The organism is Streptococcus cristatus (assembly GCF_001588905.1).
Lineage (GTDB): Bacteria > Bacillota > Bacilli > Lactobacillales > Streptococcaceae > Streptococcus > Streptococcus cristatus_N.
This window is the reverse complement of record NZ_LAWH01000036.1, coordinates 141,766-168,468: the sequence shown is the minus strand read 5'-3', so window position 1 is coordinate 168,468 and position 26,703 is coordinate 141,766. Positions and strand designations below refer to the sequence as shown.

The 26,703-nt window shown below is 43.3% G+C and carries 25 protein-coding genes, 1 tRNA gene and 1 other RNA gene; 5 read left to right on the top strand and 22 right to left on the bottom strand.

Annotation, left to right across the window (positions count from 1 at the left end):
- Nucleotides 1-12 precede the first annotated feature (12 nt).
- The 6 genes from A0765_RS08225 to A0765_RS08205 all read right to left on the bottom strand — a co-directional run bounded on the left by A0765_RS08225 (nt 13) and on the right by A0765_RS08205 (nt 5,984).
- Nucleotides 13-495, bottom strand: coding sequence for a hypothetical protein (locus tag A0765_RS08225; protein WP_062005923.1), 483 nt, complete (start codon nt 493-495; stop codon nt 13-15).
- On the bottom strand, nt 488-1,033 hold the full coding sequence (locus A0765_RS08220; protein WP_062005921.1) for a DUF1697 domain-containing protein: 546 nt from the start codon (nt 1,031-1,033) through the stop codon (nt 488-490). Before A0765_RS08220 ends, A0765_RS08225 begins: the two co-directional genes overlap by 8 nt.
- Nucleotides 1,034-1,074: 41 nt before the next feature.
- Nucleotides 1,075-1,653, bottom strand: coding sequence for a hypothetical protein (locus A0765_RS10685; protein WP_257000840.1), 579 nt, complete (start codon nt 1,651-1,653; stop codon nt 1,075-1,077).
- Complete coding sequence (locus A0765_RS10680) at nt 1,623-2,891, bottom strand: hypothetical protein (RefSeq protein WP_257000839.1); 1,269 nt, start codon at nt 2,889-2,891, stop codon at nt 1,623-1,625. Before A0765_RS10680 ends, A0765_RS10685 begins: the two co-directional genes overlap by 31 nt.
- A gap of 18 nt (nt 2,892-2,909) precedes the next feature.
- A complete protein-coding gene (gene uvrB / locus A0765_RS08210; protein ID WP_062005918.1) occupies nt 2,910-4,898 on the bottom strand; it encodes an excinuclease ABC subunit UvrB in 1,989 nt (662 codons plus the stop codon).
- Between the two features lie 159 nt (nt 4,899-5,057).
- A complete protein-coding gene (locus tag A0765_RS08205; RefSeq protein ID WP_048765097.1) occupies nt 5,058-5,984 on the bottom strand; it encodes a CPBP family intramembrane glutamic endopeptidase in 927 nt (308 codons plus the stop codon).
- Nucleotides 5,985-6,150: 166 nt separating this feature from the next.
- On the opposite strand from A0765_RS08205, the gene A0765_RS08200 reads away from it, so the two are divergent.
- From A0765_RS08200 to A0765_RS08190, 3 genes are all read left to right on the top strand, one after another.
- Nucleotides 6,151-8,325 carry an ABC transporter substrate-binding protein/permease gene (locus A0765_RS08200; RefSeq protein WP_062005917.1) on the top strand — a complete coding sequence of 725 codons (2,175 nt, stop codon included), beginning with the start codon at nt 6,151-6,153 and terminating at the stop codon, nt 8,323-8,325.
- Complete coding sequence (locus A0765_RS08195) at nt 8,325-9,065, top strand: amino acid ABC transporter ATP-binding protein (protein WP_005590533.1); 741 nt, start codon at nt 8,325-8,327, stop codon at nt 9,063-9,065. The genes A0765_RS08200 and A0765_RS08195 overlap by 1 nt, the downstream gene beginning before the upstream one ends.
- A 371-nt stretch (nt 9,066-9,436) precedes the next feature.
- Nucleotides 9,437-10,963, top strand: coding sequence for an ATP-binding cassette domain-containing protein (locus tag A0765_RS08190; RefSeq protein ID WP_062005915.1), 1,527 nt, complete (start codon nt 9,437-9,439; stop codon nt 10,961-10,963).
- 75 nt (nt 10,964-11,038) lie between these two features.
- Here A0765_RS08190 and A0765_RS08185 read toward each other — a convergent pair whose 3' ends face one another.
- The 7 genes from A0765_RS08185 to A0765_RS08155 form a co-directional block, all read right to left on the bottom strand.
- A complete protein-coding gene (locus A0765_RS08185; protein ID WP_062005913.1) occupies nt 11,039-12,775 on the bottom strand; it encodes an ABC transporter ATP-binding protein in 1,737 nt (578 codons plus the stop codon).
- Complete coding sequence (locus A0765_RS08180) at nt 12,765-14,507, bottom strand: ABC transporter ATP-binding protein (protein ID WP_062005910.1); 1,743 nt, start codon at nt 14,505-14,507, stop codon at nt 12,765-12,767. Before A0765_RS08180 ends, A0765_RS08185 begins: the two co-directional genes overlap by 11 nt.
- Before the next feature lie 96 nt (nt 14,508-14,603).
- Nucleotides 14,604-15,791, bottom strand: coding sequence for an MFS transporter (locus tag A0765_RS08175; RefSeq protein WP_062005908.1), 1,188 nt, complete (start codon nt 15,789-15,791; stop codon nt 14,604-14,606).
- A gap of 157 nt (nt 15,792-15,948) precedes the next feature.
- Nucleotides 15,949-17,295 (bottom strand): asparagine--tRNA ligase, encoded by a 1,347-nt coding sequence (gene asnS / locus A0765_RS08170; RefSeq protein ID WP_062005906.1) that lies wholly within the window; start codon nt 17,293-17,295, stop codon nt 15,949-15,951.
- Nucleotides 17,296-17,315: 20 nt separating this feature from the next.
- Nucleotides 17,316-17,681 (bottom strand): VOC family protein, encoded by a 366-nt coding sequence (locus tag A0765_RS08165; RefSeq protein WP_061909366.1) that lies wholly within the window; start codon nt 17,679-17,681, stop codon nt 17,316-17,318.
- A 2-nt stretch (nt 17,682-17,683) separates the two neighbouring features.
- The gene (locus A0765_RS08160) at nt 17,684-18,862 is read right to left on the bottom strand and encodes a pyridoxal phosphate-dependent aminotransferase (protein ID WP_062005905.1); all 1,179 of its coding nucleotides are present in this window, start codon (nt 18,860-18,862) and stop codon (nt 17,684-17,686) included.
- Nucleotides 18,859-19,347 (bottom strand): cell wall elongation regulator TseB-like domain-containing protein, encoded by a 489-nt coding sequence (locus tag A0765_RS08155; RefSeq protein ID WP_062005903.1) that lies wholly within the window; start codon nt 19,345-19,347, stop codon nt 18,859-18,861. The genes A0765_RS08160 and A0765_RS08155 overlap by 4 nt, the downstream gene beginning before the upstream one ends.
- Before the next feature lie 85 nt (nt 19,348-19,432).
- Here A0765_RS08155 and A0765_RS08150 point away from each other — a divergent pair, with 85 nt between their 5' ends.
- Together A0765_RS08150 and A0765_RS08145 are read left to right on the top strand one after the other, a co-directional pair.
- Complete coding sequence (locus tag A0765_RS08150) at nt 19,433-19,879, top strand: MarR family winged helix-turn-helix transcriptional regulator (protein ID WP_062005900.1); 447 nt, start codon at nt 19,433-19,435, stop codon at nt 19,877-19,879.
- Between the two features lie 87 nt (nt 19,880-19,966).
- Nucleotides 19,967-20,515 carry an NADPH-dependent FMN reductase gene (locus A0765_RS08145; protein ID WP_062005898.1) on the top strand — a complete coding sequence of 183 codons (549 nt, stop codon included), beginning with the start codon at nt 19,967-19,969 and terminating at the stop codon, nt 20,513-20,515.
- 53 nt (nt 20,516-20,568) lie between these two features.
- Here A0765_RS08145 and A0765_RS08140 read toward each other — a convergent pair whose 3' ends face one another.
- The 9 genes from A0765_RS08140 to aroC all read right to left on the bottom strand — a co-directional run bounded on the left by A0765_RS08140 (nt 20,569) and on the right by aroC (nt 26,681).
- Nucleotides 20,569-21,264, bottom strand: a complete 696-nt coding sequence (locus A0765_RS08140; protein WP_061422692.1) for an LrgB family protein — start codon at nt 21,262-21,264, stop codon at nt 20,569-20,571.
- Nucleotides 21,257-21,637, bottom strand: coding sequence for a CidA/LrgA family protein (locus A0765_RS08135; RefSeq protein WP_045499562.1), 381 nt, complete (start codon nt 21,635-21,637; stop codon nt 21,257-21,259). The genes A0765_RS08140 and A0765_RS08135 overlap by 8 nt, the downstream gene beginning before the upstream one ends.
- A 210-nt stretch (nt 21,638-21,847) precedes the next feature.
- Nucleotides 21,848-21,935, bottom strand: a tRNA-Ser gene (locus tag A0765_RS08130).
- Between the two features lie 38 nt (nt 21,936-21,973).
- The gene (locus tag A0765_RS08125) at nt 21,974-22,798 is read right to left on the bottom strand and encodes a DUF695 domain-containing protein (protein WP_062005896.1); all 825 of its coding nucleotides are present in this window, start codon (nt 22,796-22,798) and stop codon (nt 21,974-21,976) included.
- A 27-nt stretch (nt 22,799-22,825) separates the two neighbouring features.
- Nucleotides 22,826-23,174: a transfer-messenger RNA gene (gene ssrA, locus A0765_RS08120) on the bottom strand.
- A gap of 108 nt (nt 23,175-23,282) precedes the next feature.
- Nucleotides 23,283-23,768, bottom strand: coding sequence for an acyl-CoA thioesterase (locus tag A0765_RS08115; protein WP_062005894.1), 486 nt, complete (start codon nt 23,766-23,768; stop codon nt 23,283-23,285).
- Between the two features lie 270 nt (nt 23,769-24,038).
- Entirely contained in the window at nt 24,039-24,374 is a 336-nt protein-coding gene (locus A0765_RS08110; protein ID WP_048765128.1) for a YlbF/YmcA family competence regulator, read from the bottom strand.
- 18 nt (nt 24,375-24,392) lie between these two features.
- The gene (locus A0765_RS08105) at nt 24,393-25,499 is read right to left on the bottom strand and encodes a prephenate dehydrogenase (RefSeq protein ID WP_062005892.1); all 1,107 of its coding nucleotides are present in this window, start codon (nt 25,497-25,499) and stop codon (nt 24,393-24,395) included.
- Between the two features lie 15 nt (nt 25,500-25,514).
- Nucleotides 25,515-26,681, bottom strand: a complete 1,167-nt coding sequence (gene aroC, locus A0765_RS08100; RefSeq protein WP_062005890.1) for a chorismate synthase — start codon at nt 26,679-26,681, stop codon at nt 25,515-25,517.
- Nucleotides 26,682-26,703: the final 22 nt, after the last annotated feature.

The following is a 26,703-nucleotide window of genomic DNA, read 5'->3' as shown; positions in this document are numbered from 1 at the left end:
ACAAGACCTGCATCAATCAATATAGCGAACACGATTGACCTTGGTTTTCATGATATAGGGATTGACTAAATCATGGTATTCATCATATTCCCCAAATAAAAAGCCTTTTCGTAAAATAACTTCTCTCCCATCTATCCCATAGTCCATATTGATCGGGACAGAATTTTCTGATTTGGCTATAGAGAAATGAAAGAAAATTGTAAACCATATAAACAATGCAAGAGGTATACTCAGGATCCCCCAGATGAGATGGAACCAGCGAAACTCTCTCTTTTTCAAAAAGAGAAACCATAAGTGACAAAATACGACCACTAACAGAAGAAAAAGCCATGTGTTCCACAGGAGCGGAGTAAAGGCCAAGCCAAACGGACTCAAGCTAGAATGCAGCAAGACAAAGATAAACAACAAGATATAGAGCACTAGCCAAATAACTTTAGAAAACTTCCAGCGCTTCGCTTTTTCTCCCCTTGTATCTTCCACATTTAACTCACTCATCTCCAACCAACTCCACAATCTTCTGGAAAGTCTTACCGTTTCGGATAGTCAGTTGCTTGTAAAAACTAGATTTGAGCAGTTTCTTATGGTAATTGGACTTGAGATAGTCCGCTTGGTCAGCATTACTATAAAAGAAAGCTGTCTGCCCAAAATGTAACTTTTCCTTGTCATTCGCCCAGTCGCCTGCTAGCTCTTGAACGCTTTCCCTGTCTACCTCTGGCAGATAAAAGAGAACATCTCTCCTAAAGGCTGTCTCATCCTGCCACCAAGTAGGCAGATTTGCTGTTTCTTTTTCAAGCATGCCAGAGCTGACAAGGACAAAAGGCAAAGGAAAATCGTAAGACCGACTAAAATAAGCAGTCAAGCTCTCCCGAATCCTCTCCTCCTGCTCCTCGCTATCAAAGAAAAGATTGCCACTGTTGATGTAGGAAACTGGATTTTCAAAGCCCAACCCAGCCAAATCCTTCTTCAAATCGGCCATGACGACCTTGTTTTTCCCGCCGACATTAATGCCGCGGAGTAAAAGTGCATAACGCATGTGTGCTCCTTATTTGTATGTTTTAAAAATACTCATTTTCCTTAACGATAGGGAATTTTTGAACTTTCTATCTCTATATCAGGATTGGCAAGTTTTAGATAAGGAGCAATATAGTCTGCATCTGTAACCTTTGGACCTAGAATGACTTTTGAGTATTTCAAAGGAGCCAGATTGATGTATACAAATAAAGCATATCGCCCATCCTCCCTTGATTCTAAGTGAATATATTTCCTAAAATCTTTATAACCAGATTCCTCATTTTCACTGAGTCCAATACTACCTGATAAAACTTTTAATTCTTCAAGTTCGATTTTATCTTCAGTTTTGAGTTTTGGATTTAGTCGTCCTTCAATTTCTGAATCATCAAAGTTGATTAGAATACGATACTCACTCTCATATTCATAATCAGATACCTTAAAAAGATAGGATATTTTCGCTAAATTTTTAAAAATATTTGACTGTACCTTCCTACTTTCTTCAGTATGTCTAGTCTTTAATTCTTGAATTAACTCTTTTAAGTCATTAAGTTTTTTTATAATATCAGAATCATCTTCCCTTGTACTGTTTAAATAGAATATTCTCACAAACTCTAAGGAGTCATGCTCAATAATTTGTTGCAAATACTTTTTATCGTACTGTAGAAATGCTCCTTTAGATTCTCTGCATATTCTTTCCACATGGGAAGACTATCTGATATAGTTGTCATCGAAGATAGGAAGACATTGGAACTCTGATAGCAGTCCGAGGAATTTTCTATTTCCAAATAGTCATAGATGGCTCTTCCTTCCATAGGATCATTTAATTGTTTAGAATTTGTTAATCTTAAATACGCTGGTTCACTTGGATCACCTGATTTTATCGTTTTAATTAAATGATTCGTTAAAGTTTCAATTTTAGTATAATGACCATATTCTTCACTATTCTCAAGATCTTGAGCATTAATTGTTAAAAGAGAGCGAATTTTATCAATAATTGTATTTGCAAATTCTTCCAATACATCTTCATGAACATCTTGTATGGTTACTACATCTTCATCCTTTATTTCATCTGCTTTCTCCAATAAGTTATAAATTGTACTTTTCCTAATATCTGAGTCAGTATATTTTAGTATAGTTTTAAGTGTTTCTATAGATTCTTTGATAATATCAGAATCTTTTGTCTCTAACCACGATAAATAATATCTTACACTATAATTATCAGGATTATTTTTATAAAACTGATTAATTACATCTAAATGTTCTGATTTAAGAAGCTTTACGATGGTATCAAGACGAAAATATTGAAAAGCTAAATCAGCAAATGAAACATTTAAAAGAATTATCTCAAAAACAGATGCTAAATCTTGTTTTATTTTTTCTTTTACTCTTTCAAAATCTTTACCTTTTTCAAAAATTGTCAGCATTATATTGAGTATGTGATAAGAAATAAATTCATCAATACCATTTAAATTAAGGTTTTTGATACGATTAATAATTACAAAGAAAATGCTATTATCATATAAAAAATCTTGGCAATCTTCAATTCCGGCATTTTTTTCCAAATATTTGTTTAAAGAGCGAAAGTAATTATATAAAATATTCTCATTAAAAATAAACGCTTCATTATTTTCTTTAAATAATGATTCTGCCTCTAATAAAACTTTCTTAAAAATCGTTATATCGACTAGATTACTAAATTCATATAATATATATAAAGTTGTTTCTAATTTTTCCCATTTTCCTTTTGGAGAAAATTGGAAAAAAGCCTCCATTATGTTCTTGATATTCTCTACTTTACTATCTAAATCCTCTAAAGACTGTATAGTATTTTCCAACTCAAGATAGAAAACACCATTTTTATAATCATCCAATATACCCATTTCATTTTTCTCCTTTTATTATCCCATCGCCTTTATTTCCAGAATCATATCGCGAATTTGTGCGGCCAGTTCGAAGTCCAGAAGTCCAGCAGCTTCTTGCATTTGACCTTCTAGTTTCTTGATCATGTCCTTGCGCTCTTGCTTGTTGAGGCTTTCGATTTCGACGGTTTCTTCCTTCTCTGGCAGGGCAGCCTTGGTCACACTGATCAAGTCGCGGATTTCTTTCTTGATGGTCTGCGGTACAATGCCATGTTTTTCATTATAAGCCATCTGGATTGCCCGACGGCGAGCAGTTTCATCAATAGCGCGCTGCATGGACTGGGTCATGGTGTCCGCATACATAATCACATGCCCTTCACTATTACGAGCGGCACGACCAATAGTCTGAATCAGGCCACGTTCGTTGCGAAGGAAACCTTCCTTGTCCGCATCAAGAATGGCTACCAGACTAACCTCAGGTACATCAATTCCCTCGCGTAGCAGGTTAATCCCAACCAAAACATCAAAGACGCCCAAGCGCAAATCACGGATAATCTCAGTCCGCTCCAAGGTCTTGATATCTGAGTGCATGTATTTGACCTTGACACCCATTTCCTTGAAGTAGTCCGTCAAATCTTCCGCCATCTTCTTGGTTAGGGTTGTGATAAAGGTCCGCTCATTCTTTTCGACACGAGCATTGATTTCACCCAAAAGGTCATCAATCTGCCCCATGGTTGGACGAACTTCCACCTCTGGATCCAAAAGTCCTGTCGGACGAATAATCTGCTCAATAACCGTATCCGTCTGCTCTTTCTCATAGTCACCCGGCGTAGCCGATACATAGACAATCTGGTGAACATGGCTTTCAAATTCTTCTCGGCGCAGCGGACGGTTGTCCAAAGCAGACGGCAAGCGGAAACCATAATTAACCAGCATCTCCTTACGCGAGCGGTCGCCATTGTACATACCCCGAATCTGTCCCATGGTCATGTGACTCTCGTCAATCATAATCAAGAAATCATCAGGGAAAAAGTCCAGAAGGGTATAAGGCGGCTCTCCTTCGCTCCGACCATCCATATGACGGGAATAGTTCTCAACGCCATTTGTATAGCCCATTTCGCGCAACATTTCGATATCGTACTCCGTGCGCTGCTTCAAGCGCTGGGCTTCCAAGAGCTTGCCTTCCTTCTCAAAGATAGCAAGCTGCTCCTCCAGCTCGGCCTGAATTTTGGCAATGGCTACTTCCATGTGGTCTTCATTGGTCACGAAGTGAGTGGCTGGGAAGATGGCCAAATGGTCCACCTCACCCAAGACTCGACCTGTCAAGGCTTCAACCTCACGAATCCGGTCAATCTCATCTCCGAAAAATTCCACCCGAAAGGCATGCTCATCCCGAGAAGCTGGGAAAATCTCCACCACATCACCGCGAACTCGGAATTTCCCCCGCTGAAAGTCAATGTCATTGCGCTCAAACTGGATATCTACCAAATCATTGAGCAACTTGTCACGGGAAATCTCTAGTCCAGGACGCAGGCTTAACACGCTGTCAGAGTATTCCTTAGGCGATCCCAGACCATAGATACAAGAGACCGAAGCCACGACAATCACGTCATTGCGCTCCAAGAGAGCTGATGTCGCTGAGTGACGGAGCTTATCAATCTCGTCATTGACCGAGCTATCCTTTTCAATATAAGTATCGCTGGAAGGCACATAGGCCTCAGGCTGGTAGTAGTCATAGTAGGAAACAAAGTATTCCACCGCGTTATTGGGGAAAAACTCCTTGAACTCACCATAAAGCTGGCCTGCCAGGGTTTTATTATGGGCAATAACCAGAGTCGGTTTGTTGACCCGAGCGATAACCTGACTCATGGTATAGGTCTTACCAGTACCCGTCGCCCCCATGAGAATTTGAGCTTTCTCGCCCCCCTCGATATTGTCCACCAGCTGCTCAATGGCTTGAGGCTGATCTCCTGAAGGCTCGTACTTGGAAACCAATTCAAATTTATTATCTGTTATTCTGTTTATCATCTTTTATTCCTCAACTTGTGCTTCTATCATTTTACCACATTTGCCCTATTTTCTCTGGGTTTGGCTCTGGTTTAGTAGCTACATCTCTAAGAACGGCTAGTCTTGCATTCTGATCATTCATTAACATCAAAAATCGCCCAGCTAAACTGAGCGATGTCTTTATTTCTTAAACATCAATGCCTGAGGTAGGCGATTTTCCTTCTTGAGCGACCAGTAAAGATAGACAATACAGCCAATCAGGACGATAGTGGCAAAGATAGATCCTTCAGCACCGAAAGCTCCACCGGACAGCAAATCCACAGAAGATTGCGAGCTATAGTTCAAGATTGAGGTAGATGCTCCTTGGCCACTGACCTGAATACCATAGATATTTCCTTGCACAAAATTCCAAGCGCCGTGCATACCAGCCAGTACCCACATATTGTCATACTTGAGCATAAAGAAACAAGCAAAGATACCGTCTAGTATGATATTGACAATAGAAAGAACGGTCACACCAGGGTTAAAGAGGTGCAGAGCCCCGAATAGAGCACTAGAAATCAAGATACCAATGAAGATATTTGACTTAGCGCTAACTGCTGGAAAGAGCCAACCACGCGTCACTAGCTCTTCTGTCCCACCTTGGAGAATCCAGAAAGGAATGATAGCTAGGACAAAAATCAAAGACTGCAAATTCACCTGACCAAATTTCAGACTGCCTGTCCCCGTTACCAAGAGCAAGACAACAACCAGTGAAAACTGAACGGCTCCAATAAGGAAGCCTCTGCCCAGTTCTTTCAGCCATCCTTCCTTAAAGAAACCTAGGCTGGAGAAAGCTCTCTTTTCTCGAAACTTGACCCACAGAAAAACAAGTAAGGCCATAAAGAAAAAACTACCCAGCTGAAAAAAGATATAATAATGCCCGAACACTTCCATAAGTGTAGCCCTGTCAGCTATCGGATTTACCATGGCAAGCACAGTTCCAATGATGATCCCTGCGAAGATTTCTCCTACGTGGATAAAGACAATGGAGATCAGAATTGCTAACCAAATAGGAGGAATGTAGCGCGACAGCTTCACATTATCTAACATGCGTGATTTAAACATAGAAATCTCCTTTCATCATTTATTTATTATAACATATTTTATCATAATAGTATAATAGGTAATATTCATCGTTATGTCAGAAAATATAACATCAAAACAGAAAATATTTGCCTTTCTTAAATTTTTCTGATATAATCAAAAAATATTCAACTAAAGGAGAGAAAATATGAAGAAAAAAATCATAGCTTTTCTGCTAGCGTTATTCCCTATCCTTGCACTAGGGACAACAACTCACGCAGATACCATCAAAATCGTATCTGACACGGCTTATGCCCCATTTGAATTTAAAGATTCCGATCAAACCTATAAAGGGATTGATGTAGATATTATCAATAAAGTTGCTGAAATCAAAGGCTGGGTATATGAAATGTCCTTCCCTGGCTTTGACGCTGCTGTCAATGCCGTTCAAGCAGGACAGGCCGATGCCATTATGGCAGGTATGACCAAGACTGCTGAACGCGAAAAAGTCTTTACCATGTCTGATACATATTATGACACAAAAGTTGTCATCGCAACGACCAAGGCTAATACAGTAAAATCTTACGATCAGCTCAAAGGAAAGACTGTCGGAGTCAAAAATGGTACAGCCGCACAACGCTTCCTTGAAAAAATCAAAGACAAATACGGCTTTACTATCAAAACATTTGATACAGGCGACCTTATGTATAACAGCCTAGCAGCTGGAGCGGTTGACGCAGCTATGGATGACCAACCTGTTATCGAGTACGCAATCAGTCAAGGACAAGATTTGAAAATCTCAATGAAGGGTGAGGCCGTTGGTAGCTTCGCATTTGGTGTCAAAAAAGGCAGCAAATACGAATATCTAGTGACTGAGTTTAACGAAGCTCTGGCGCAGATGAAAAAAGATGGCACCTTGAAGGACATCATCACCAAGTGGACTGCCGCTTCTGGCACTTCAACCAACTCAGCCGTACCAGAGACGACAACCAAGTCTGGACAAAAAGCCACTCCAGTCAAAGCTAAATATACGATTGCCAGTGACTCGTCCTTTGCTCCTTTCGTTTTCCAAAATGATAGCAACCAATATACTGGTATTGACATGGACTTGATCAAAGCCATTGCCGAAGACCAAGGTTTTACACTGGAAATCTCTAACCCTGGCTTTGACGCTGCCATCAATGCCGTTCAATCTGGACAGGCTGACGGGATGATTGCTGGGATGTCTGTGACAGAGGCCCGCAAAGAAACCTTTAATTTCTCTGAACCATACTACACTGCTAACTCTATCCTTGCGGTGACAGAATCAAGCACTATTAGCTCCTATGAAGACTTGAAAGGAAAGACCGTCGGAGTCAAGAACGGTACAGCCTCTCAAACCTTCCTCGTCGAAAATCAAAGCAAATACGGCTACAAAATCAAAACTTTTTCAGACGGTTCTTCTATGTATGATAGTCTGAATTCTGGCTCAGTCGCTGCTATTATGGACGATGAGCCCGTTGTCAAATATGCCATCAATCAAGGCAAGAAAATGAAAACGCCAATCGAAGGAACCCCTAGTGGTGAAGTTGCTTTTGCAGTAAAAGCAGGCACCAACCCTGAACTCATCGAGATGTTCAATAATGGTTTGGCTAATCTAAAAGCGAATGGTAAATATCAAGAAATTCTTGATAAATATCTCTCAGCTGAGAAGGATAATTCCACAACCGTTGATGAAACAACTATCTGGGGACTTCTCCAAAACAACTACAAACAACTGTTAAGCGGACTTGGAATTACCATTGCTTTAGCATTGATTTCCTTTGCGATTGCCATGGTGATCGGGATTATCTTTGGGATGTTCAGCGTCAGCCCTATCAAAGCGCTTCGCATCATTTCAGAAATTTTTGTTGACGTTATTCGTGGTATTCCACTTATGATTCTGGCTGCCTTCATCTTCTGGGGAATTCCAAACTTCATTGAATCTATGACTGGTCAGCAAAGTCCAATTAACGACTTCGTTGCAGGAACAATTGCTCTGTCACTCAATGCTGGTGCTTATATCGCTGAGATTGTTCGCGGAGGGATTCAAGCCGTTCCAGTCGGACAGATGGAAGCTAGCCGAAGTCTGGGGATCTCGTATGGAAAGACCATGCGCAAGATTATCCTGCCTCAAGCAACCAAGATCATGCTACCAAACTTTGTCAACCAGTTCGTCATCGCTCTCAAGGATACAACTATCGTATCAGCTATCGGACTTGTTGAGCTCTTCCAAACAGGTAAAATCATCATTGCCCGTAACTATCAGAGCTTCAAGATGTATGCTATCCTAGCAGTGCTTTACTTGGTCATCATCACACTCTTAACAAGATTGGCTAAACGCTTAGAAAAGAGGATTCACTAATGGCTAAATTAAAAATTGATGTTAATGATTTACACAAATACTATGGAGAGAATGAAGTCCTGAAAGGGATTAGTGCTAAGTTCTACGAGGGAGATGTTGTCTGTATCATCGGTCCTTCTGGATCAGGTAAATCAACTTTCCTACGCAGCCTGAACCTACTTGAAGAAGTAACTAGTGGGACCATTACTGTCAACGGTTATGACTTGACAGATAAGGCTACCAACGTAGACCATGTTCGTGAAGATATCGGAATGGTCTTCCAGCACTTCAACCTCTTCCCACACATGACCGTCCTGCAAAATATCACCTTCGCTCCTGTCGAGCATAAGCGAATGAGCCAAGCTGATGCAGACAAACTTGGTATGGAGCTCTTGGAAAAGGTTGGGCTGGCAGACAAGGCTGATGCCAAACCAGACAGCCTGTCAGGAGGTCAAAAACAACGGGTGGCCATCGCTCGAGGATTGGCTATGAACCCAGATATCATGCTCTTTGACGAGCCAACTTCTGCTCTCGACCCTGAAATGGTTGGTGACGTTCTCAACGTTATGAAGGATCTGGCTCAGCAGGGCATGACCATGCTGATCGTGACTCACGAAATGGGCTTTGCTCGTCAGGTTGCTAATCGCGTCATCTTCACTGCTGACGGTGAATTCCTAGAAGACGGTAAACCAGACCAAATCTTCGATAACCCTCAGCATCCACGTCTCAAGGACTTCTTGGACAAGGTGCTCAATGTATAAACATGACGAATCCTGAAAGAAATCTTTCAGGATTTTTGTTGACTTATATTGCCCTTTTTGCTAGACTAAGGGTAGAATGATTTCGGAGGTACACGGAGACATGAAAAATTAAGTCTATTTTTTAAAGGAAACTTTATTTAGTAGATTTTGTCATGTTTCTGCATATCCGCGGGACTTTCGTTTTTTTGTGCTTTCAAGCTTCTATGTCTTATCTTTAGATTAATCCTGTCACTCCTATGGCAGTTCCATCTGGAAGCCTACAGACGAATAATCCCACTTTGACACTCCTGTGTCTGCTTTGTGCAACTAAAAAACAGCTCTGCTAAATAAAGCAGGGCTGTATTTTGTGTTATAAAACGAAGGAGACATCTATGCTTCAAATAAGAAATCTAACAATCACCCACCTAAAAGACCTGAAAGAGTTAGTCAAAGATTTATCACTGACTGTCAATCAAGGAGACAAGGTCGCTATTATCGGTGAGGAGGGCAATGGCAAGTCCACCCTGCTCAAGCTCCTGCTAGACGAGCGACTGGTCAGCTCCTATGTCAGCTACAGTGGACAGATTGATAAGTCCTATACTGCTGCTGTCTACTTACCCCAGCAGCTACCTTCAGAGGATGCCCAACTGACGCTCAATGACTATTTCTTTGCTGATTTTGAGACAGAGCTGGACTATGCTAAGCTCTACCGCTATGCTGGGGAGCTCAACTTTGACAGCCAGCGCTTTGCCAGTCAGCAGCAGCTCTCTAGCCTATCTGGAGGAGAAAAACTCAAGGTCCAGCTCATCAAGAAACTAGCCAGTGATTGGGACATTCTCTTTCTTGACGAGCCCTCTAATGACCTTGATCTCGAAACTCTTACTTGGCTGGAGAACTTTATCAGCCACAGCCAGAGAACGGTCCTTTTCGTCTCTCACGACGAGCACTTTCTCGCTCAAGCCGCGACCAAGATTATTCATCTGGAGCGAATCAAAAAGAAGCAGGTAGCTAGAACCAGCGTCAAGAGTCTGGACTATGAAAATTACCGGCAGCAGCGTCAGGAGGCTTTTGAAAAACAGGGGCAACTAGCACGAAAAGAGCGGGAAGAACACGCGAAGACCATGGAAAAACACCAACGGGTTAAGCAGAGTGTGGAGCATACTTTACGAAACACCCATGACGCTACTGCAGGTCGACTGGTAGCTAAGAAGATGAAAAACGTCCTCTCACAGGGCAAACGATTTGAAAAGGCAGGTGCTGAAATGACCGAAATCCCGACACAGGAAGATGCTATCAGCCTTTATTTCTCAGACATAGAAGCTCTGCCATTGACCAAAAGAATCCTAAAATTAGAAGGCATGAAACTGGAAGCAGACGGACGACAGTTAGCGGAAAACCTGACTCTAGAGGTCTGCGGTCAGGAAAAAATCGGACTGATTGGTGCTAATGGTGCTGGCAAGTCTACTCTACTTAAGGAAATATGGAAGATCCTGCGTGAGCGGACAGACATGCGGGTCGGTTATATGCCCCAGCATTATGGCGACTTGCTGGCTGATGAGAGCAGTCCCTTGGACTTTCTGGCTCCCTCTGGTGACAAGACTAAGGAAGAGAAAATCCTGACGCATCTGGCCAGTCTCCAGTTCACACGCGACGAGGCCCGCCACCCGATTGGGCAGCTTTCCGGTGGTCAAAAAGCCAAGCTACTCCTGCTCAAACTAGTCCTAGACCGTCCCAATGTCCTCCTTCTGGACGAGCCAACTCGCAACTTCTCTCCCACCTCTCAGCCCCAGGTTCGCCAGCTTTTGGCGACCTATCCTGGCGCCATTATCGCTGTCTCCCACGACCGCGTCTTTCTCAAAGAAGTCTGCCAGAAGATTTACCGACTGACGGAGGCTGGGTTGGAAGAAGTTGAATTATAAGCAAAAAGAGTTGGAAATTCCAACTCTTTTAGTTTTGTTTAGCATCAATCTGTGAACTTTAATAAAGCTCCCTTTCTACTCCTGCGCCGTCTGCATTTGGTAATAAACACCTCTGGCTGCCATGAGCTCCTGATGATTACCATGTTCGACGATATCACCATCTACCATGACGAGAATGATGTCAGCATTTTGAATAGTGGACAGGCGGTGGGCGATGATAAAGCTAGTCCGTCCCACCATGAGCTTGCTGAAAGCCTCCTGAATCAAGACTTCTGTCCGAGTATCGATGGAGGAAGTCGCCTCATCCAAGATTAGGATTTTAGGAACAGCCAGGAATACGCGCGCGATAGTTAATAGCTGCCGCTGACCTTGAGAAAGGGAATCCCCAGCATCCGCCAGATAGGTGTCATAGCCCTGAGGCAGCTGCTGGATAAAGAAATGCGCATTGGCCGCCTTGGCAGCTGCAATGACCTCTTCTCGGCTGGCGTCTGGCCGGCCAAAAGCTATGTTGTCATGAATGGTCGCCGTCTTGAGCCAAGTCTCTTGCAGTACCATACCAAACTGCTGACGATAAGAGGCTCTGGTGTAATGCGTGATGGGAACATCGTCTAGCGAAATAAGACCACTATCAACATTGTAAAAGCGCATGAGGAGATTGATTAAAGTAGACTTGCCAGCACCAGTCGGCCCGACAATAGCAACCTTACTAGCTGCTGGAATCCTTATATTCAAATCCTGAATCAGCTCTTTTCCAGGCTCATAGCCAAAAGCCACATGCTCAAAGCTAATCTGTCCTTTGACATCTTCAGACTGGAGGATTTCCTGACCAGACTCTGCTATTTCTTCTTGGTCCAAAACGCTGTAAATCCGCTCCGCACAAGCTAAAGCACTCTGCAATTCCGACATGACAGACGATATATCATTGAAAGGCTTGGTGTACTGGTTGACGTAGTTGAGAAAAGTTACCAGCTGCCCAACCGTAAAACCTGTTCCCTGAATGATTCGGACAGCCCCAAAGCCTACAATCAAAGCATAGATCAGGGCATTGATAAAACGAGTCGAAGGATTGACCGTCGAAGAATAGAAAATAGCCGCCTGAGAATAGTCTGCATAGGTTTGATTACTGCGAGTAAAAGCTGAATCAAACTGCTCCTGAGCATTAAAAGCCTGGATCAGACTTTCTTGAGTCAAACTTTCCTCAATCAGCTGGGTCTGCGCTCCCCTCGCCTGCGTCTGCCGTTGGAAAAAGCTAAAACTCTTTTTGGCTATAAAGCGAGCTAAAAAAAGAGAAAGGGGCGTCAAAAGCAGAACCAAAAGCAGGAGGAAAAAGTCCAATCTGGCCATGCTAATGATAGTGACTAAGATAGTTAGCAAACCCACAAAAAACTGATTAAAAACCATCAGTAGGCCATTGCTGAGCTGCTCCAAGTCCGTCGTCACCCGACTAACCAAGTCGCCAGTTCCCTGCCGATCCAGATAAGCCAAAGGTAGATAATGAACTTTCTTGATAACACCTTGTCGGAGCTGCTGGCTATAGCGATAGACCAGTTGATTATAGAGCAAAGGATTGAGCCATTGAATCAGCGTATTGGCTAAGATAACCAGCAGCATCTGGCCCAAAATCGGCATCAAATGCTGCTCCGCTTGAGGGAGAAGAACATTATCAATCGCATTTCCAATTAAAACTGGGAGAAGAACAGTCAAAGCCACTTGAGCCACCGTTCCCAGACTAGCTAGGAGAAAGAGCCGGCGCGCCTGCAGCAAATCTCGAGTCAAACGCCTCAAGCTGCTAGGTGATGTCTTATGCTTCATGCTTGTCCTCCTCTCCTTGACTATGCTGCGAGTTATGGATTTCTCGGTAAATGGCAGAGCTGATTAAGAGTTCCTCATGGCACCCAAGGGCCACCTGTTCTCCCTTATCCAGCACTAAGATTTGATCCGCTGAGCGCAAGCTATTGGTTCGCTGAGAGATCAAGACCAGACTGGTCTCAGTCAATTCATTCTTAATAGCTTGCAGGAGTCTGGCCTCTGTCAGATAGTCCAGAGCCGAGGTTGCATCATCTAAAATCAAGAAAGGCGCCCTCCGCAAGACAGCTCTGGCGATGGTTAAACGCTGACGCTGACCACCAGAAAAATTCCGACCAAAGGCCTCTACAGTCGCATCCAAACCACCTTCTTTCTGAGAGACAAAGTCCGCTGCCTGAGCAATCTCTAAAGCCTGCCACAAATCTTCGTCTGTTGGCTTGGTTGACAATCCTAAAGTCAGATTGGAGCGAACAGTTCCCTGAAAAAGTTCCGCTTTCTGAGGCACCAGACTGATCCAGGACCTCCATTCGCTCAGATTTTTGGGACTGCGTCCTTGGGAAAAGATGGTCAACTGACCAGCAGCCACTGGATAGAGATGAGCTAGCAGCTGAACCAGAGTAGACTTCCCTGAACCTGTCCCGCCAATAACACCTAAAGTCTGACCGCTTTTCAAATCAAAAGTCAGACCAGTCAAGGCTGGACTAGCTGCATTGGGATAGGAAAAGCTGACCTGCTGGACTTTAATGGCTTGATCCGGCAGAGCTGTTTCCTGCACTAATTCCTGCAGGACATCTTCTTCTGCTTGCTCGAAGACCTGACTGATGCGACCTGCACTGATATAGCTTTGATTGAGAGAATTGACCAGCATAGCCAGCTTGAGCAATTCCACCAAAATCTGCAATAAATAATTGACCAAGGCCACTAGCATCCCCTGAGTCAGTAAGCCCTTGCCGATAAAGGTATTCCCCTGCCAAATCACAGCAATTAGGGTAGCATTGACCGTAAGAAAGGTCAGAGGACTAATCAGACTAGCCAGAGCTCCAGTCCTAATTTGCCAGGTTTTATAGAGCTCGTTACGATTTCGAAAGGTCTGAACCTCGCGCTGGGTCTGACCGAAAGCTCGTATGACCCGCATGCCCTGCAGCTGCTCACGCGTCAGATTGACCAGTTGGTCTGTCAGTTGACGAATCTTGGCATAGAGGGGATTCATCAGACGAGACATAAGTACGATAATAGCCGTTAAAATTGCCACCATGAGCAAGAACCACAAGGTAATGACCGGACTGATAGTAAAGGCCATGATGATGGAGCCAAAAACGATGATAGGCGCCCGCAGAAAGAGACGAAGAAATTGATTGATCCCTGTCTGGATCTGATAGGTGTCGCTCGTCAGCCGGGTCACCAAGCTAGAAGTCGTCAGCTCATCCCGACTAGCCTTGGGCAAGCGCAGAATTTTTTGATAGAGGTCACTTGTCATCTGGCGGGTAAAGCCCACTGCTGCCTTTGACGAATAATACTGGGCCACCACTGCTACCACCACGCCCAACGCAGCCAAGCCCATCAATAGAAAAACCATCCAGTAGAGATGGGAGCTGTCCTTTCGAGGAATAGTTTTGTCCACAATCCCAGCAATCAAAATCGGAACCAAGAGTTCAAAGCTGGCTTCCAAAAGCTTGAACAAGGGGCCCAACAAAGACTCCCTGATATAGCCCTTGAAATATTTCAATAAATCTTTCATACTGCCTTCTTCTCCATTAAACTGTTTCTATTTTACCATAATTTTCAAAGGGTAAAAAATATTCTCCTTCTGACCAGCAGAAAGAGAACATTGATATTAGATTTCTTGTAAGTTCTGGCTTATTTTCTTTAGACCCATATGCAAAAACGGTGTCGCTGCTAATAAGAATCCGCCCAAAGCTATAAAAGTCGAGTCGAAGCCAAGATTATCAATCAACCAGCCCGTCAGAGGGAAAATGACAATCATACTCAGGCTGAACATCATAGAATAGACACTGAGCATAGTCGCCCGCACTTCACTTGGCAGCTGCTTTTGCAAATCATTGTCAAAAATCGGCTGGAAAAGAGCGTACAAGGCGTTGCTGATTAGATAAACCATAATATAGATGATCGGCGTTCCAAAGTAGGACAATAGGTAGGTCACTCCAGTTAGAAAAACCACTGAAGGAAAGAGTTTCAAGGCTGAATGCTTCTTTCCAATCACACTCGCCAGATAGACCGCTAAGATATTCAAAGCACTGCCAAACAACATGACCGTCGAAATTTGCCAAGCTTTTAAGTCAGGCAATTGATTTTGATAATAAAAATAAAACATACACATCAGTGTTCCGATGATTTGGGACAGAATCATCCAGATAAAAAGGCTGGGATTTCTCTGCAACTCCTCTTTGACAGCCCAGATAATCTTTTTCATGGTCAGGCGTTCCGCTTTCTCTGCTTTGACACTCGGCTCCTTCAGCATCCAAGTCAAGAACAGAACGATAATAGAGGTACCAATCATGATATAGTAGGTCAGATGCAATTGTCCATGGACAAAAAATCCAGCCCAGACCGTTCCCAAAGACCGAGTTGCCTCAGCCACTCCAGACATGAAGCTGGAGATGGATAGGTAACGTTCCTTTAGTCCCGCCTCTACGGACGAATCATAGACCATGGCTGCACTTGTCCCCGAATCAAAATTATAGGACCAAGCACTAATCATCATGGCCAGTGCATAGACCCAAAAGTTCCCCTGCCCAGCTAACATAAGAACTGAAGATACTATTCCTGTTATCCTGCTCAGATAAAGATTGGTCTTGTAGGAAAAGCGATCCGCCAACATCCCAGACGGAATCTCACAGATGACACTAGTGGCATGAAAGATACTTTCCAAAAGCCCAATCTGCCAGAGGGACATGCCGTTTTGACTTAGAAATAAAATCCAAAAACTAGTAATGCCTAGAAAGGCAAAGAATTCTACTCCGGCCATAAGACCGATATTTTTCCGACAACTTCTTTTAAACACATTTTCTCCTTTAACAAGTGTTTTTTCATTTCTATCCTTTATCACTTGTTAATCCGCGCTTTACATGACTCCTACCTCTTCTTTCTCTAAAATTCTATATTTTGGATTATTTCATAGTTCGATTTTGAAAAAACGCCACATGGGCGTTTTCATTGATTTACGGTTTAATACGGTGTAACATACGAGGGAATGGAATGGCTTCACGGATATGCTTGGTACCTGCTACAAAGGTTACCATACGCTCGATACCGATACCGAAGCCACCGTGTGGAACAGATCCATACTTACGAAGATCTAGATAGAATTCATATTCTGATGTATCCATACCAAGCTCTTCCATTTTAGCGACCAGTGCGTTGTAATCTTCTTCACGCATAGAGCCACCAATGATTTCACCGTAGCCTTCTGGAGCAAGCAAGTCTGCACAGAGGACGCGGTCTGGATTTCCAGGAACTGGCTTCATGTAGAAAGCTTTGATAGCTGCTGGGTAGTTCACGACAAAGGTTGGTACACCAAAGTGGTTTGAAATCCATGTTTCATGCGGTGAACCGAAGTCATCACCATGTTCCAGATGCTCATAGTCAGCATCTTCATCGTTTTCATGGGCTTGCAAAAGATCAATCGCTTCATCGTAGGTAACGCGCTTGAATGGCTCTGCAATATAGCGTTTCAAGAGTTCTACATCACGTTCCAATGTTTCCAAAGCTTGAGGAGCACGGTCAAGAACGCCTTGGATCAAGGCTTTGACATAAGCTTCCTGCAAGTCGAGTGACTCATCGTGAGTAACAAAATTATACTCCGCATCCATCATCCAGAACTCTGTCAAGTGACGGCGAGTTTTTGATTTTTCTGCACGGAATACAGGTCCAAAGTCAAAGACGCGACCAAGAGCCATAGCACCTGCTTCCAGATAAAGCTGACCAGATTGACTCAAGTATGCTGGAGTTCCGAAGTAGTCGGTTTCAAAGAGCTCAGTCGAATCCTCTGCCGCATTTCCTGACAAGATTGGGCTATCAAACTTCATAAAGCCATTCTTATCAAAGAATTCATAGGTAGCATAGATAATAGCATTACGGATTTGCATCATGGCTACTTGCTTACGAGAACGCAGCCACAAGTGACGGTTGTCCATGAGGAAGTCAGTTCCGTGTTCTTTTGGCGTGATTGGATAGTCATTTGACTCGCCGATGACTTCGATATCTGTAATGTCCAGCTCGTAACCAAATTTTGAACGCTCGTCTTCTTTGACGATCCCTGTCACATAGACAGATGTTTCTTGGCTCAAGCGTTTGATAGTATCAAACTTCTCAAGTCCTACTTCTTCGCCAAATTTCTCAATAAAGTTAGGTTTGAAGGCTACACCTTGGAAAAAGGCAGAACCATCACGCAACTGCAAGAAAGCGATTTTCCCTTTTCCTGACTTGTTGGCCACCCAAGCACCAATCGTTACTTCTTCACCAACATGATTTTTTACATCAATAATTGTTACATTTTTCTTCGACACGTTTTTTCTCTTTTCTATTTTTATTCTTTGTGGCAGACTACTTCGACATTATTTCCATCTGGGTCCAAGACAAAGGCTGCATAGTAAGGTAGATGATCACTCCGATAATCAGGTGCACCATTATCTTTTCCACCTGCCTTCAAACCCGCCTCGTAGCAAGCTCGAACCTGTTCGTGGTTTTCTGCAAAAAAAGCAAAGTGAATAGGAGACTGCTCTCCCTTTCCTAACCAAAAATCTCCACCAGGATGAGGACTATTGGGGGCAACAAAACTGAGTAGAGAGTCAGTTCTAAAATCCAATTCGTAGCCAAGAGGAGCAAGAAAGCTTGTATAAAAGTCTTTTGAAATTTGTAAATCCTTTACTTTAATCTCAAAATGATCAATCATTCTTACTTCTCCATAAAATCCTTGAGGCGTTGAACCGCTTCTTTTAGTGTATCCATATCAGTCGCATAGCTGAGGCGGACATTTTCTGGCGCACCAAATCCATCCCCTGTCACCAAAGCAACTCCTACTTCTTCTAAAATCGCTGTGGTAAAGGCTGTCACATCGGTATAGCCTTTTATTTCCATCGCTTTTTTAACATTTGGGAAGAGGTAGAAGGCTCCCTGAGGCTTGACGACTTCAAAGCCAGGTACTTGAGCTAGCAAGGGATAAATAGTATTTAGTCGTTCCTCAAAGGCCAATCTCATATTTTCGACCGTATCCTGACTGCCCGTCAAGGCTTCAATGGCCGCATATTGCGCCACCGCTGTCGGATTAGAAGTCGTTTGCCCTGCAACCTTGCTCATGGCTGAGATAATTTCAGGCTCACCTACAGCATAGCCAATCCGCCAGCCCGTCATAGAGTAGCTCTTGGAAACACCATTGATGACGACTGTTTGCTTGCGAATTTCTTCTGACAGACTAGAAATCGGCGTGAATTTATTGCCATTATAGACCAAGCGGCCATAAATATCGTCGGCCAAGATCAAGATATCATGCTCAACAGCCCAATTTCCAATAGCCAGCAGCTCTTCTGCTGTATAAATCATACCAGTCGGATTGGATGGCGAGTTCAGAACCAAGACCTTGGTCTTCTCAGTACGGGCAGCTTCCAGCTGGGCCAACGTCACCTTAAAGTTATTTTCCTCTGTCGCTTGAACAAAAACAGGCTTTCCTTCGGCCATCAAGATCTGGTCGGCATAGCTAACCCAATAAGGCGTCGGAATAATGACTTCATCCTCTGGATCAATCACGCTCATAAAGAAGGTGTAAAGAGAGAACTTAGCCCCCGTTGCCACTGTCACTTGATTAGGCTGAATCTCATAGCCATAATACTTGGCAAAATAGTCTACAACCGCTGCTTTCAGCTCAGGCAGACCACTTGTTACCGTATAAAAACTAGCTCTGCCATCTTCAATCGCTGCCATCGCTGCTTGCTGGATATTCTTAGGCGTCGGAAAATCTGGCTCTCCCAAGGTCAAAGAAAGGATATCCCTGCCTTCAGCCTTTAAAGCTTTGGCTCTAGCTGCCGCCGCCAAAGTCACACTTTCTTCCATATTTAAAACACGATTGGATAATTTCATAGCCCCTCCTTGCTGAGCAATGTCTTGCTTTCAAATCCGATATTGTAATAAGTGCTTCCAGACTTAATTTCCCAAACAGGCTGACCGTCTAAATAACCAAAAGTAGTCTTATCAATAGAGGTCGCTCCATTTTCCTTGGCCAGCTGCTCTGCCTCTGCCTGACTCATCCCATCTTGCAAGCGATAGACATGGATCTTGTTTGAATTTTTGGAAATCAGAACAGCTTCTTCCTCTTTTTTACTAGTTTCCCCAATCAAGCTATAATAGGACTCTTTGCCATTGTAAATCGCAAAGCTCGTCAGACTTTCCAAATCTGCATATTTCTTAGCGATTTTTTGAGAACCCTCCTTGGCTGACTGCCAAGGCTCGATAGCAAGGTGCAATATCGTAAAAAATGAAAAAACAAGCGCCGTGAGGACTAGGAAAAGCCCGATGGCATAGTGCCTTATAGGAAATTCAGCCTTTTCTTTAATTTTATGTTTCACTGAATCATTATACTACAAATAGCCTGATTTTTCTAGGACTTTTATTATATTTGCATTTATTACTACTTATTGATAAAATGTTGCTATGAAAATAACTGAAAACCTAGACAAGGATACTCTACTTGACCTCAAGACAATAATCGTTCTCCATAAGGCGGAGCGCACCATTCGTAATCTCGAAGCTCAAATTTTTAAAAAGCATAATTTGACGCCAACCCAATTTTCCGTTTTGGAAACCTTATATAGTAAAGGAGAACTGCGGATTCAAGATTTGATTGATAGCATGCTGGCTACATCGGGAAACATGACGGTTGTTATCAAAAATATGGAAAGAGATGGCTGGATAAGTCGCAGCTGCGATCCCAATGACCGCCGCTCCTTCCTCATCCAACTAACCGACCAAGGCCAGAAAAAGATCGAGGCTGTCTTGCCAGAGCACATCGCCAATATCCGCCATATGACTGCTCTACTCTCCCAAAAAGACAAGGAAGAATTAGTGCGGATTTTAAAAACTTTCAAAGAGCTGAGCTAAATTATTGCTAATTAGTGACAATTGTTGTAACATAGATAGTAACAAGAGGGACACCTCTTAAATAAAGATAAAATGGAGGACATATTTATGTCTAAAGTACTATTTATTGTTGGCTCACTTCGTCAAGGTTCATTCAATCATCAATTGGCAGCTCAAGCGGAAAAAGCTCTAGCTGGTAAAGCTGAAGTTTCTTATCTGGACTACAAAGATGTACCATTCTTCAACCAAGATCTCGAAAGTCCAGCTCCAGCTGCTGTTGCCAAGGTTCGTGAAGAAATCCTTGCAGCTGATGCTATCTGGATCTTCTCACCTGTCTACAACTGGGCGATCCCAGGTGTGGTGAAAAACTTGCTCGACTGGACTTCACGCGCACTTGATTTGTCAGACCCTAGCGGCCCTTCTGCCCTCAATGCCAAAGTGGTAACTGTTTCATCTGTTGCTAACGGCACTTCACCTGATGAGGTCTTCAAGCACTACCGTAGCCTCCTTCCATTCATTCGTATGAATGTGGTTGATCAATTTACTGGTGTCGGTATCAATCCAGAAGCTTGGGGAACTGGCCAATTAGTCCTTGCAGAAGACAAGCTTGCTGAGCTTTCTGCCCAAGCAGATGCCCTCCTAGCAGCTATCAACTAAGATAAAATAAAAACATGAAGCAAGATTTCCGAGAAATACTGCTTCATGTTTTTTTATTTTAAGATAATGGCTGCGACGATTGGACTGACAATCACATACATGATTCCTGTCACACCGATTGCAAGGCCGGCCATAGCTCCAGCAACATGTCCATATTTGAAAGCTGTTCCTGTACCAACCGCATGGCCAGTCCCTCCTAAAGCCAGACCAACCGCTACTGGATCCTTAATTTTTAGCAGTTTAAGAATAGTCGGTCCCATGACACTTGTCAAAATACCTGTCGCCACAACGACCACCAAGGTAACAGTGGTCAAGCCCTGCATTTTATCAGTAATTCCTACTGCCATCGCTGTTGTGACAGATTTTGGAAATAGGGAAATTGCTAAAAAGAAGTCCATCCCAAAGAATTTTGCAAGCAGAGCCGTGAAAGTCGTATTGACCACTACAGCTACAAAGGTTCCTAGCAGGATACTGCGAGCGTGGTGTTTCATCAGGTGAAATGTCTTATAAAGCGGAATCCCCAAAGCAACCGTAGACGGTACGATTAAATTGTTCAAGTAAGCCCCACCGACATAGTAGTCCTTATAAGAAATTCCCGTTAATTTCAAAAAAGCAATGACCAAAATCGCTGCTAAAAGGAGAGGCGTTGTCAAAGGATGTGGAAATCTACGGAAAATCAGCATCCCAATGAGGTAGGCCAAAATGGACAAGGCGAGTCCAAATAGCGGGTTACTCCATAGATTAGACATGATCCATCCCTCCTTCCTCATAATCACCTTCAAAATGCTGCTTGATGAATTGTACGACAAGGGCAATGACGATCACATTTAAAACAATGGCACCAAGAATAATCAAAACAATCGGTAGCAGATAAGGAGCAATCACATGGAATTTATCCATAATACCAACCGCCGGCGGCAGAAAAAGAATGGTCATATTGGCTAACAGGAAGTTGCCGACCATACTGACGTGGCGGAGCCGCAATAATTTAAACTGCAAAGCAAGAAATAGCAAGATTAAGCCGATAATACTACCTGGAATGGGAAGATGGAAGACACTTGATATCCCCTCTCCAATGATGGAAATCGAGAAAATAATCATCAACTGGACATATAACTTCATGCAGAACCTCCAAAACTTTCTATGTACAGTTTACTCTTTTTCAGAAAAATTTCAAGGTTTTTCTCAAATAAAAAAGATGGAAACGAATCCATCTGATTTCTTACATACTATCCTTACTTCTACATTCTGCGGGTCTAGCATTAAACAAAGTGATTGTCGTTCTTCGTCCCGCCATCAAAAAAGCGCCCTAAGGCGCTTCTTGAAATACAACGGAAGACATGGGATTCGAACCCACGCACGCTTTTACACGCCTACTGCGTTTCCAACACAGCCTCTTAAGCCTCTTGAGTAATCTTCCATACAAGAGAAAGACTTGCTTTCTCAAAACTTTATCTATTATACCACATTGCAGCTCCAGCCGCTATACTTTCCGTTATATTTTTTCGAAATTTCTATTAATTCCCAAACATGTTGGTTGATGCTAGGGAGCTCTGTGGTATCAAATCGGGATATTTCTAGTTTGTAAGGTTGAGGATCGCCTTCTTCTTTTTTCCTAGAAGAAATATCATAATCAAGAGCAGAGGCATCCCCCATAAAGGAAACACGATCATCGTAAGTCTCAAAACTAAACTTATGAGTGATTTCCCGTAGTTGACTATGGTCATCCCCTTCTTTATCTAAGCGATACCAGATACGCTGGTTTAAGATAGATTGGTACTCATATTCATTTGGATACAAGAAGTCAAAGTATTGTTTCCATTCAGGATCCACCAGAGTAGCTGAACTATATTGATATTTCGAAAATTGCTCCATTACCTGAGCAATAATCGGCATGTGTCGCTCTCTATCTTTCAAATAGTAATAAAATTCTATATGACCATCTGTGATGACTACTCCGACATAGATAGCCGCAATGCGCTTCATCGCTTCTGAAAGACGATCTTCGATAAGATTCAAATTAGAAAATTCGTCATAATCTGGAAACCCTGTCTCTGGATCAACCTTCAAAATAGCGATTCTCAAACGTAGTGCATAAGTATAGGATGGATAGGGAGCGATAGAATTCAACGCTAAATTTAGGCGGATACTAGCCATTCGGTCATCAATAAGGGTCGAAAAAGAGCCCCATTCATTCGGAAGATTCTCTAAATCAACAGAAACTTCCTCAATGGGTAGATGACTATCTTGACTCTTCCCTAAGATTTTTCCAAAAAAACTCATATCATCAAAAACCTCATTTACATATCCCTATGGAGCCGGTGGGAGTCGAACCCACGTCCAAACACCTGCCAACACATTTGTCTACGACCATAGGCCATGTCTTCATTTAACTCAGCTTTGACACATGGCTCAAGCCCAAGCTAAGCGAGTCTATCAATCTCTTGTAAAATCCCTAGACTTGATTTTACCGTAGCTTGCTCATAATAAGACCTGTCATCAGACACAAGCAATCCGAATCAGGTCACGCTGGCTGGTTTTTAGGCAGCTAAAGCGTAAGAATTGTTATTTTTTGCAGTTATATTTAACTGGCGTTTTACATCCGCTAGATGAGTCGCAAAATATGCCGCATAATGCCTGTCGAATCCGTAACGACCCCAAGACAAGTAACTATTATACCAAAATAATGTCCTAATTGCAAAAATCAAGATAAAATTACTCAAAACATGCTAAAATTCCCTTGATATAATGCACCAAGGGAATTTGTCTACATATGATCTTTCACTGCAACTGCTACCATTCTAGCCTTAGCTCTTGGCTGTCCTGCTACCGACATCTCCATCACTATAATAGCTTTCCTTGCTCCCAACTCCTCAAGCCACGAAGTGACGATGATTTCCTGGTCAATGGGCGTCGGGCTCTGGTAATCAACTTCTAAGCGGGCTGTGATAAAGCGTCCAATGACTGTATCTTGGGTCAAGTCCAAGCCTTTTTCTTGATGGGCAAACCAAGCTGCTGAAGCCGTTCCATGGCAATCAAAAATCATAGCAATCATACCACCAAAAAGATTGGCCGGCACACCACCAGTGTAGTGAGATTCTGGTCGTATTCTAGTAATACATTCCTTCCCATCCAAGCTAGGATAAGTCTTTAAATGCAGGCCTAGCTCATTCTTAGGGCCGCAGCCCCAGCAATGTTGAAAACGGTCGCCATATGTATCTTGAATAGCAAACTTTCTTGTTTCTAAAGTCATACCAGTTCCTTTCAAAAATGATTTTGTAAGCGTTTTTTGATTAGTATATCAGCCTTTGGGACAATAGTAAATAGAAAGCAGAGTCAATATATTTTAATTATTGCTATAATCTGATTTTATAGAGAGCCAAAAATGCAGACTCTGAATGTTACACTCGTTTCTCTCATTAAGAATACTTATTTTCAGCCTGAATAGCCTTTCTAAAGCATAGAAAAACCAAGAAAGCCCAATCTGGCTTCTTGGTTTCATAAAATCTTATAACTTTCTCTATTAGAACAATTCCTGAATCGGTTCAAAAATAATCCGTTCAATATCAGACAAGTAGATAGAGAGTTGTTGTTGCTTATTAAAGAAGGCTGATAATAAATCATTGCCTTGGATTTTATCTCCAAAACTCTGCATCTTTTCTTGAATGTCTGGAGTCGGCATTTGACCTGTTTGAGCCAGTTGCTGCAGCTCTTTCTGGAAAGCTAGATAGTCATCAAAAATAGCCTTGGCTTCACTATCCGCATTGATAGCCTGCTTGCTTTCTACCACAGCTTTGTACTCTGGCATTTCGCGAAGTCCTCGACTGAGTTCATTGGCTAAATCATAAATATTTGACATAGGGTTCTCCATTCTATATTAGTCTACAGACACTAGGTAATCCGTATTTTCTCTTACTATTTTAGCAGATTTTTCCAAATCTTGGTGATTTTTAAAGGTGATTTGCAGAATACCATTGATATCTTCTCGGTTTTCCTCGTTGATACGAATGTTGACGACTGAAATTCCCCGCAGGAGCTCCAAAATACCCAAAATCGCATCTTCTTCGTCGGGCACCTCAATAAAGAGGTCGTAAAAGCTGTCCACACCGGCACGCTTATGAATTTCCATTTGTTTGCGGCTTTGCCGTCCTCGGTCGAAAAATTCCCAAATAGCTGTCTCGTCCTTAGCCTCAATCGCTGCAGCCACCTTATCTAACTGGGCTTTAAAATCTTCCAGCCGCTCCAAGATAGCTTGAGGATTGGTCAAGAGGATAGAGGTCCACATACCCGGCTCACTCTCCGCAATCCGCGTCATATCTCGAAAACCACCGGCTGCAAAAGACTGGGTTAGCTCATGCTCCTGGCTATAAGCTGCCGCTTGCTCCATCAGGCTGGAAGCTAGGATATGCGGAAAATGACTGATTTGACTGGTCACTCGATCGTGCTCAGCAGCATCTACCTGAATAAAGCGGGCATGAAGACCACTCAGCAAATCCTCCATTTCCTCAAGAGTACCTGATTTAGTCAGATTAGAGGGTGTGAAGATATAATAGGCATTTTCAAATAGGTTGACATGGGCTGCCTTGGCTCCGGTCTTATGACTTCCGGCCATAGGATGAGCTCCGACAAAGCGGACAGGCTTATTCTGCAGATACTTTTCTGCTGCTGCCACAATCTCAGCCTTGGTTGAGCCAGCATCTGAGATGATAACATTTTCCTTCAGGTCCAGCTCCGCTAGATTCTTGATAAATGCTATGGTCTGCTTGATGGGCACAGCCAGAATAATCACATCAGCCAGAGGTGCAAAGGCAGCAAAATCATCCGTCACTCGATCTACCATTCCACGTTCCAAGGCGACTCTGCGCGATTCTTCACTGCGATTGTAGCCAAGAATCTCTATCTCAGGATGAGCTCTCCTGATACCCAGAGCCAAAGAAGCTCCAATCAGTCCCAGACCAGCGATATAGACTGTTTTCCTCTCCATGCCCACTCCTTACTTCTAAAAGTTCTTGACAAATTCCCGATGGCGGGCTACCGCATCCTTCAGTTCTTCCAGATTGTCCGAAGAGAACTTCTCCAGAACTTCAGTGGCTAAAATTGTTGCCACCACGCTTTCCATGACAACACCCGCCGCTGACAGAGCCGTTGGATCGCTCCGCTCCACTGTCGCCTTATAAGGCTCATGGGTCTCAATATCCACGCTCATCAGTGGCTTGTAAAGGGTTGGAATGGGTTTCATAACACCGCGCACCACGATTGGCTGACCATTGGTCATACCGCCCTCAAAGCCGCCTAGATTATTAGTCCTGCGAGTGAAGCCATCTTCCTCAGACCAGAGGATTTCATCCATGACTTGACTGCCCTTGAGACGACCGGCTTCAAAGCCCACGCCAAACTCAACTCCCTTGAAAGCATTGATAGACACGACTCCCTGAGCAATCTTAGCATCCAACTTCTTGTCCCATTGGACATAGGAGCCCAGACCAACCGGCACACCGTCAACGACAGTCTCAATGACACCACCGATGGTATCCCCGTCTTTCTTAATCTGATCAATGTAGGCCTTGATCTCTTCTTCGCGCTCGGGATTGACAATGGAAACCTCCGACTGGGCAGCTCTTTCCTTGATTTCTGCTACAGTCAGGTCATCCGGCACATCAATATCAATGCCACCAAAGGTCACGATATGGCTGGCTACCTCTACACCGATTTCTTCCAGCAAGCGCTTGGCTACCGCTCCGACTGCTACACGCATGGTCGTTTCGCGGGCTGAAGAGCGCTCTAGGGAATTTCGCAAATCGTCAAAGCGGTATTTCATACCACCAACCAAGTCCGCATGGCCAGGGCGTGGTTTGGTAATCTTGCGCAGCCCTTTTTTCTTTTCATCCACATCTGCCGCGCTCATAATCTCCAGCCACTTCTGATGATCCAGATTTGTAACATTGAGGGTAATCGGACCGCCCATGGTCAAGCCATGACGAACCCCAGACGTAATCTCGACTTGATCGCTTTCAATCTTCATGCGGGCACCGCGGCCATACCCACCCTGGCGTCGCTTGAGCTCAGCATTGATATAGTCAGCGGTAAAAGGAAGACCAGCCGGCACTCCCTCAATAATAGCTGTCAGACGTGGTCCGTGGGATTCTCCTGCTGTTAAGTATCTCATACATTTTCTCCTATTTCTGGGA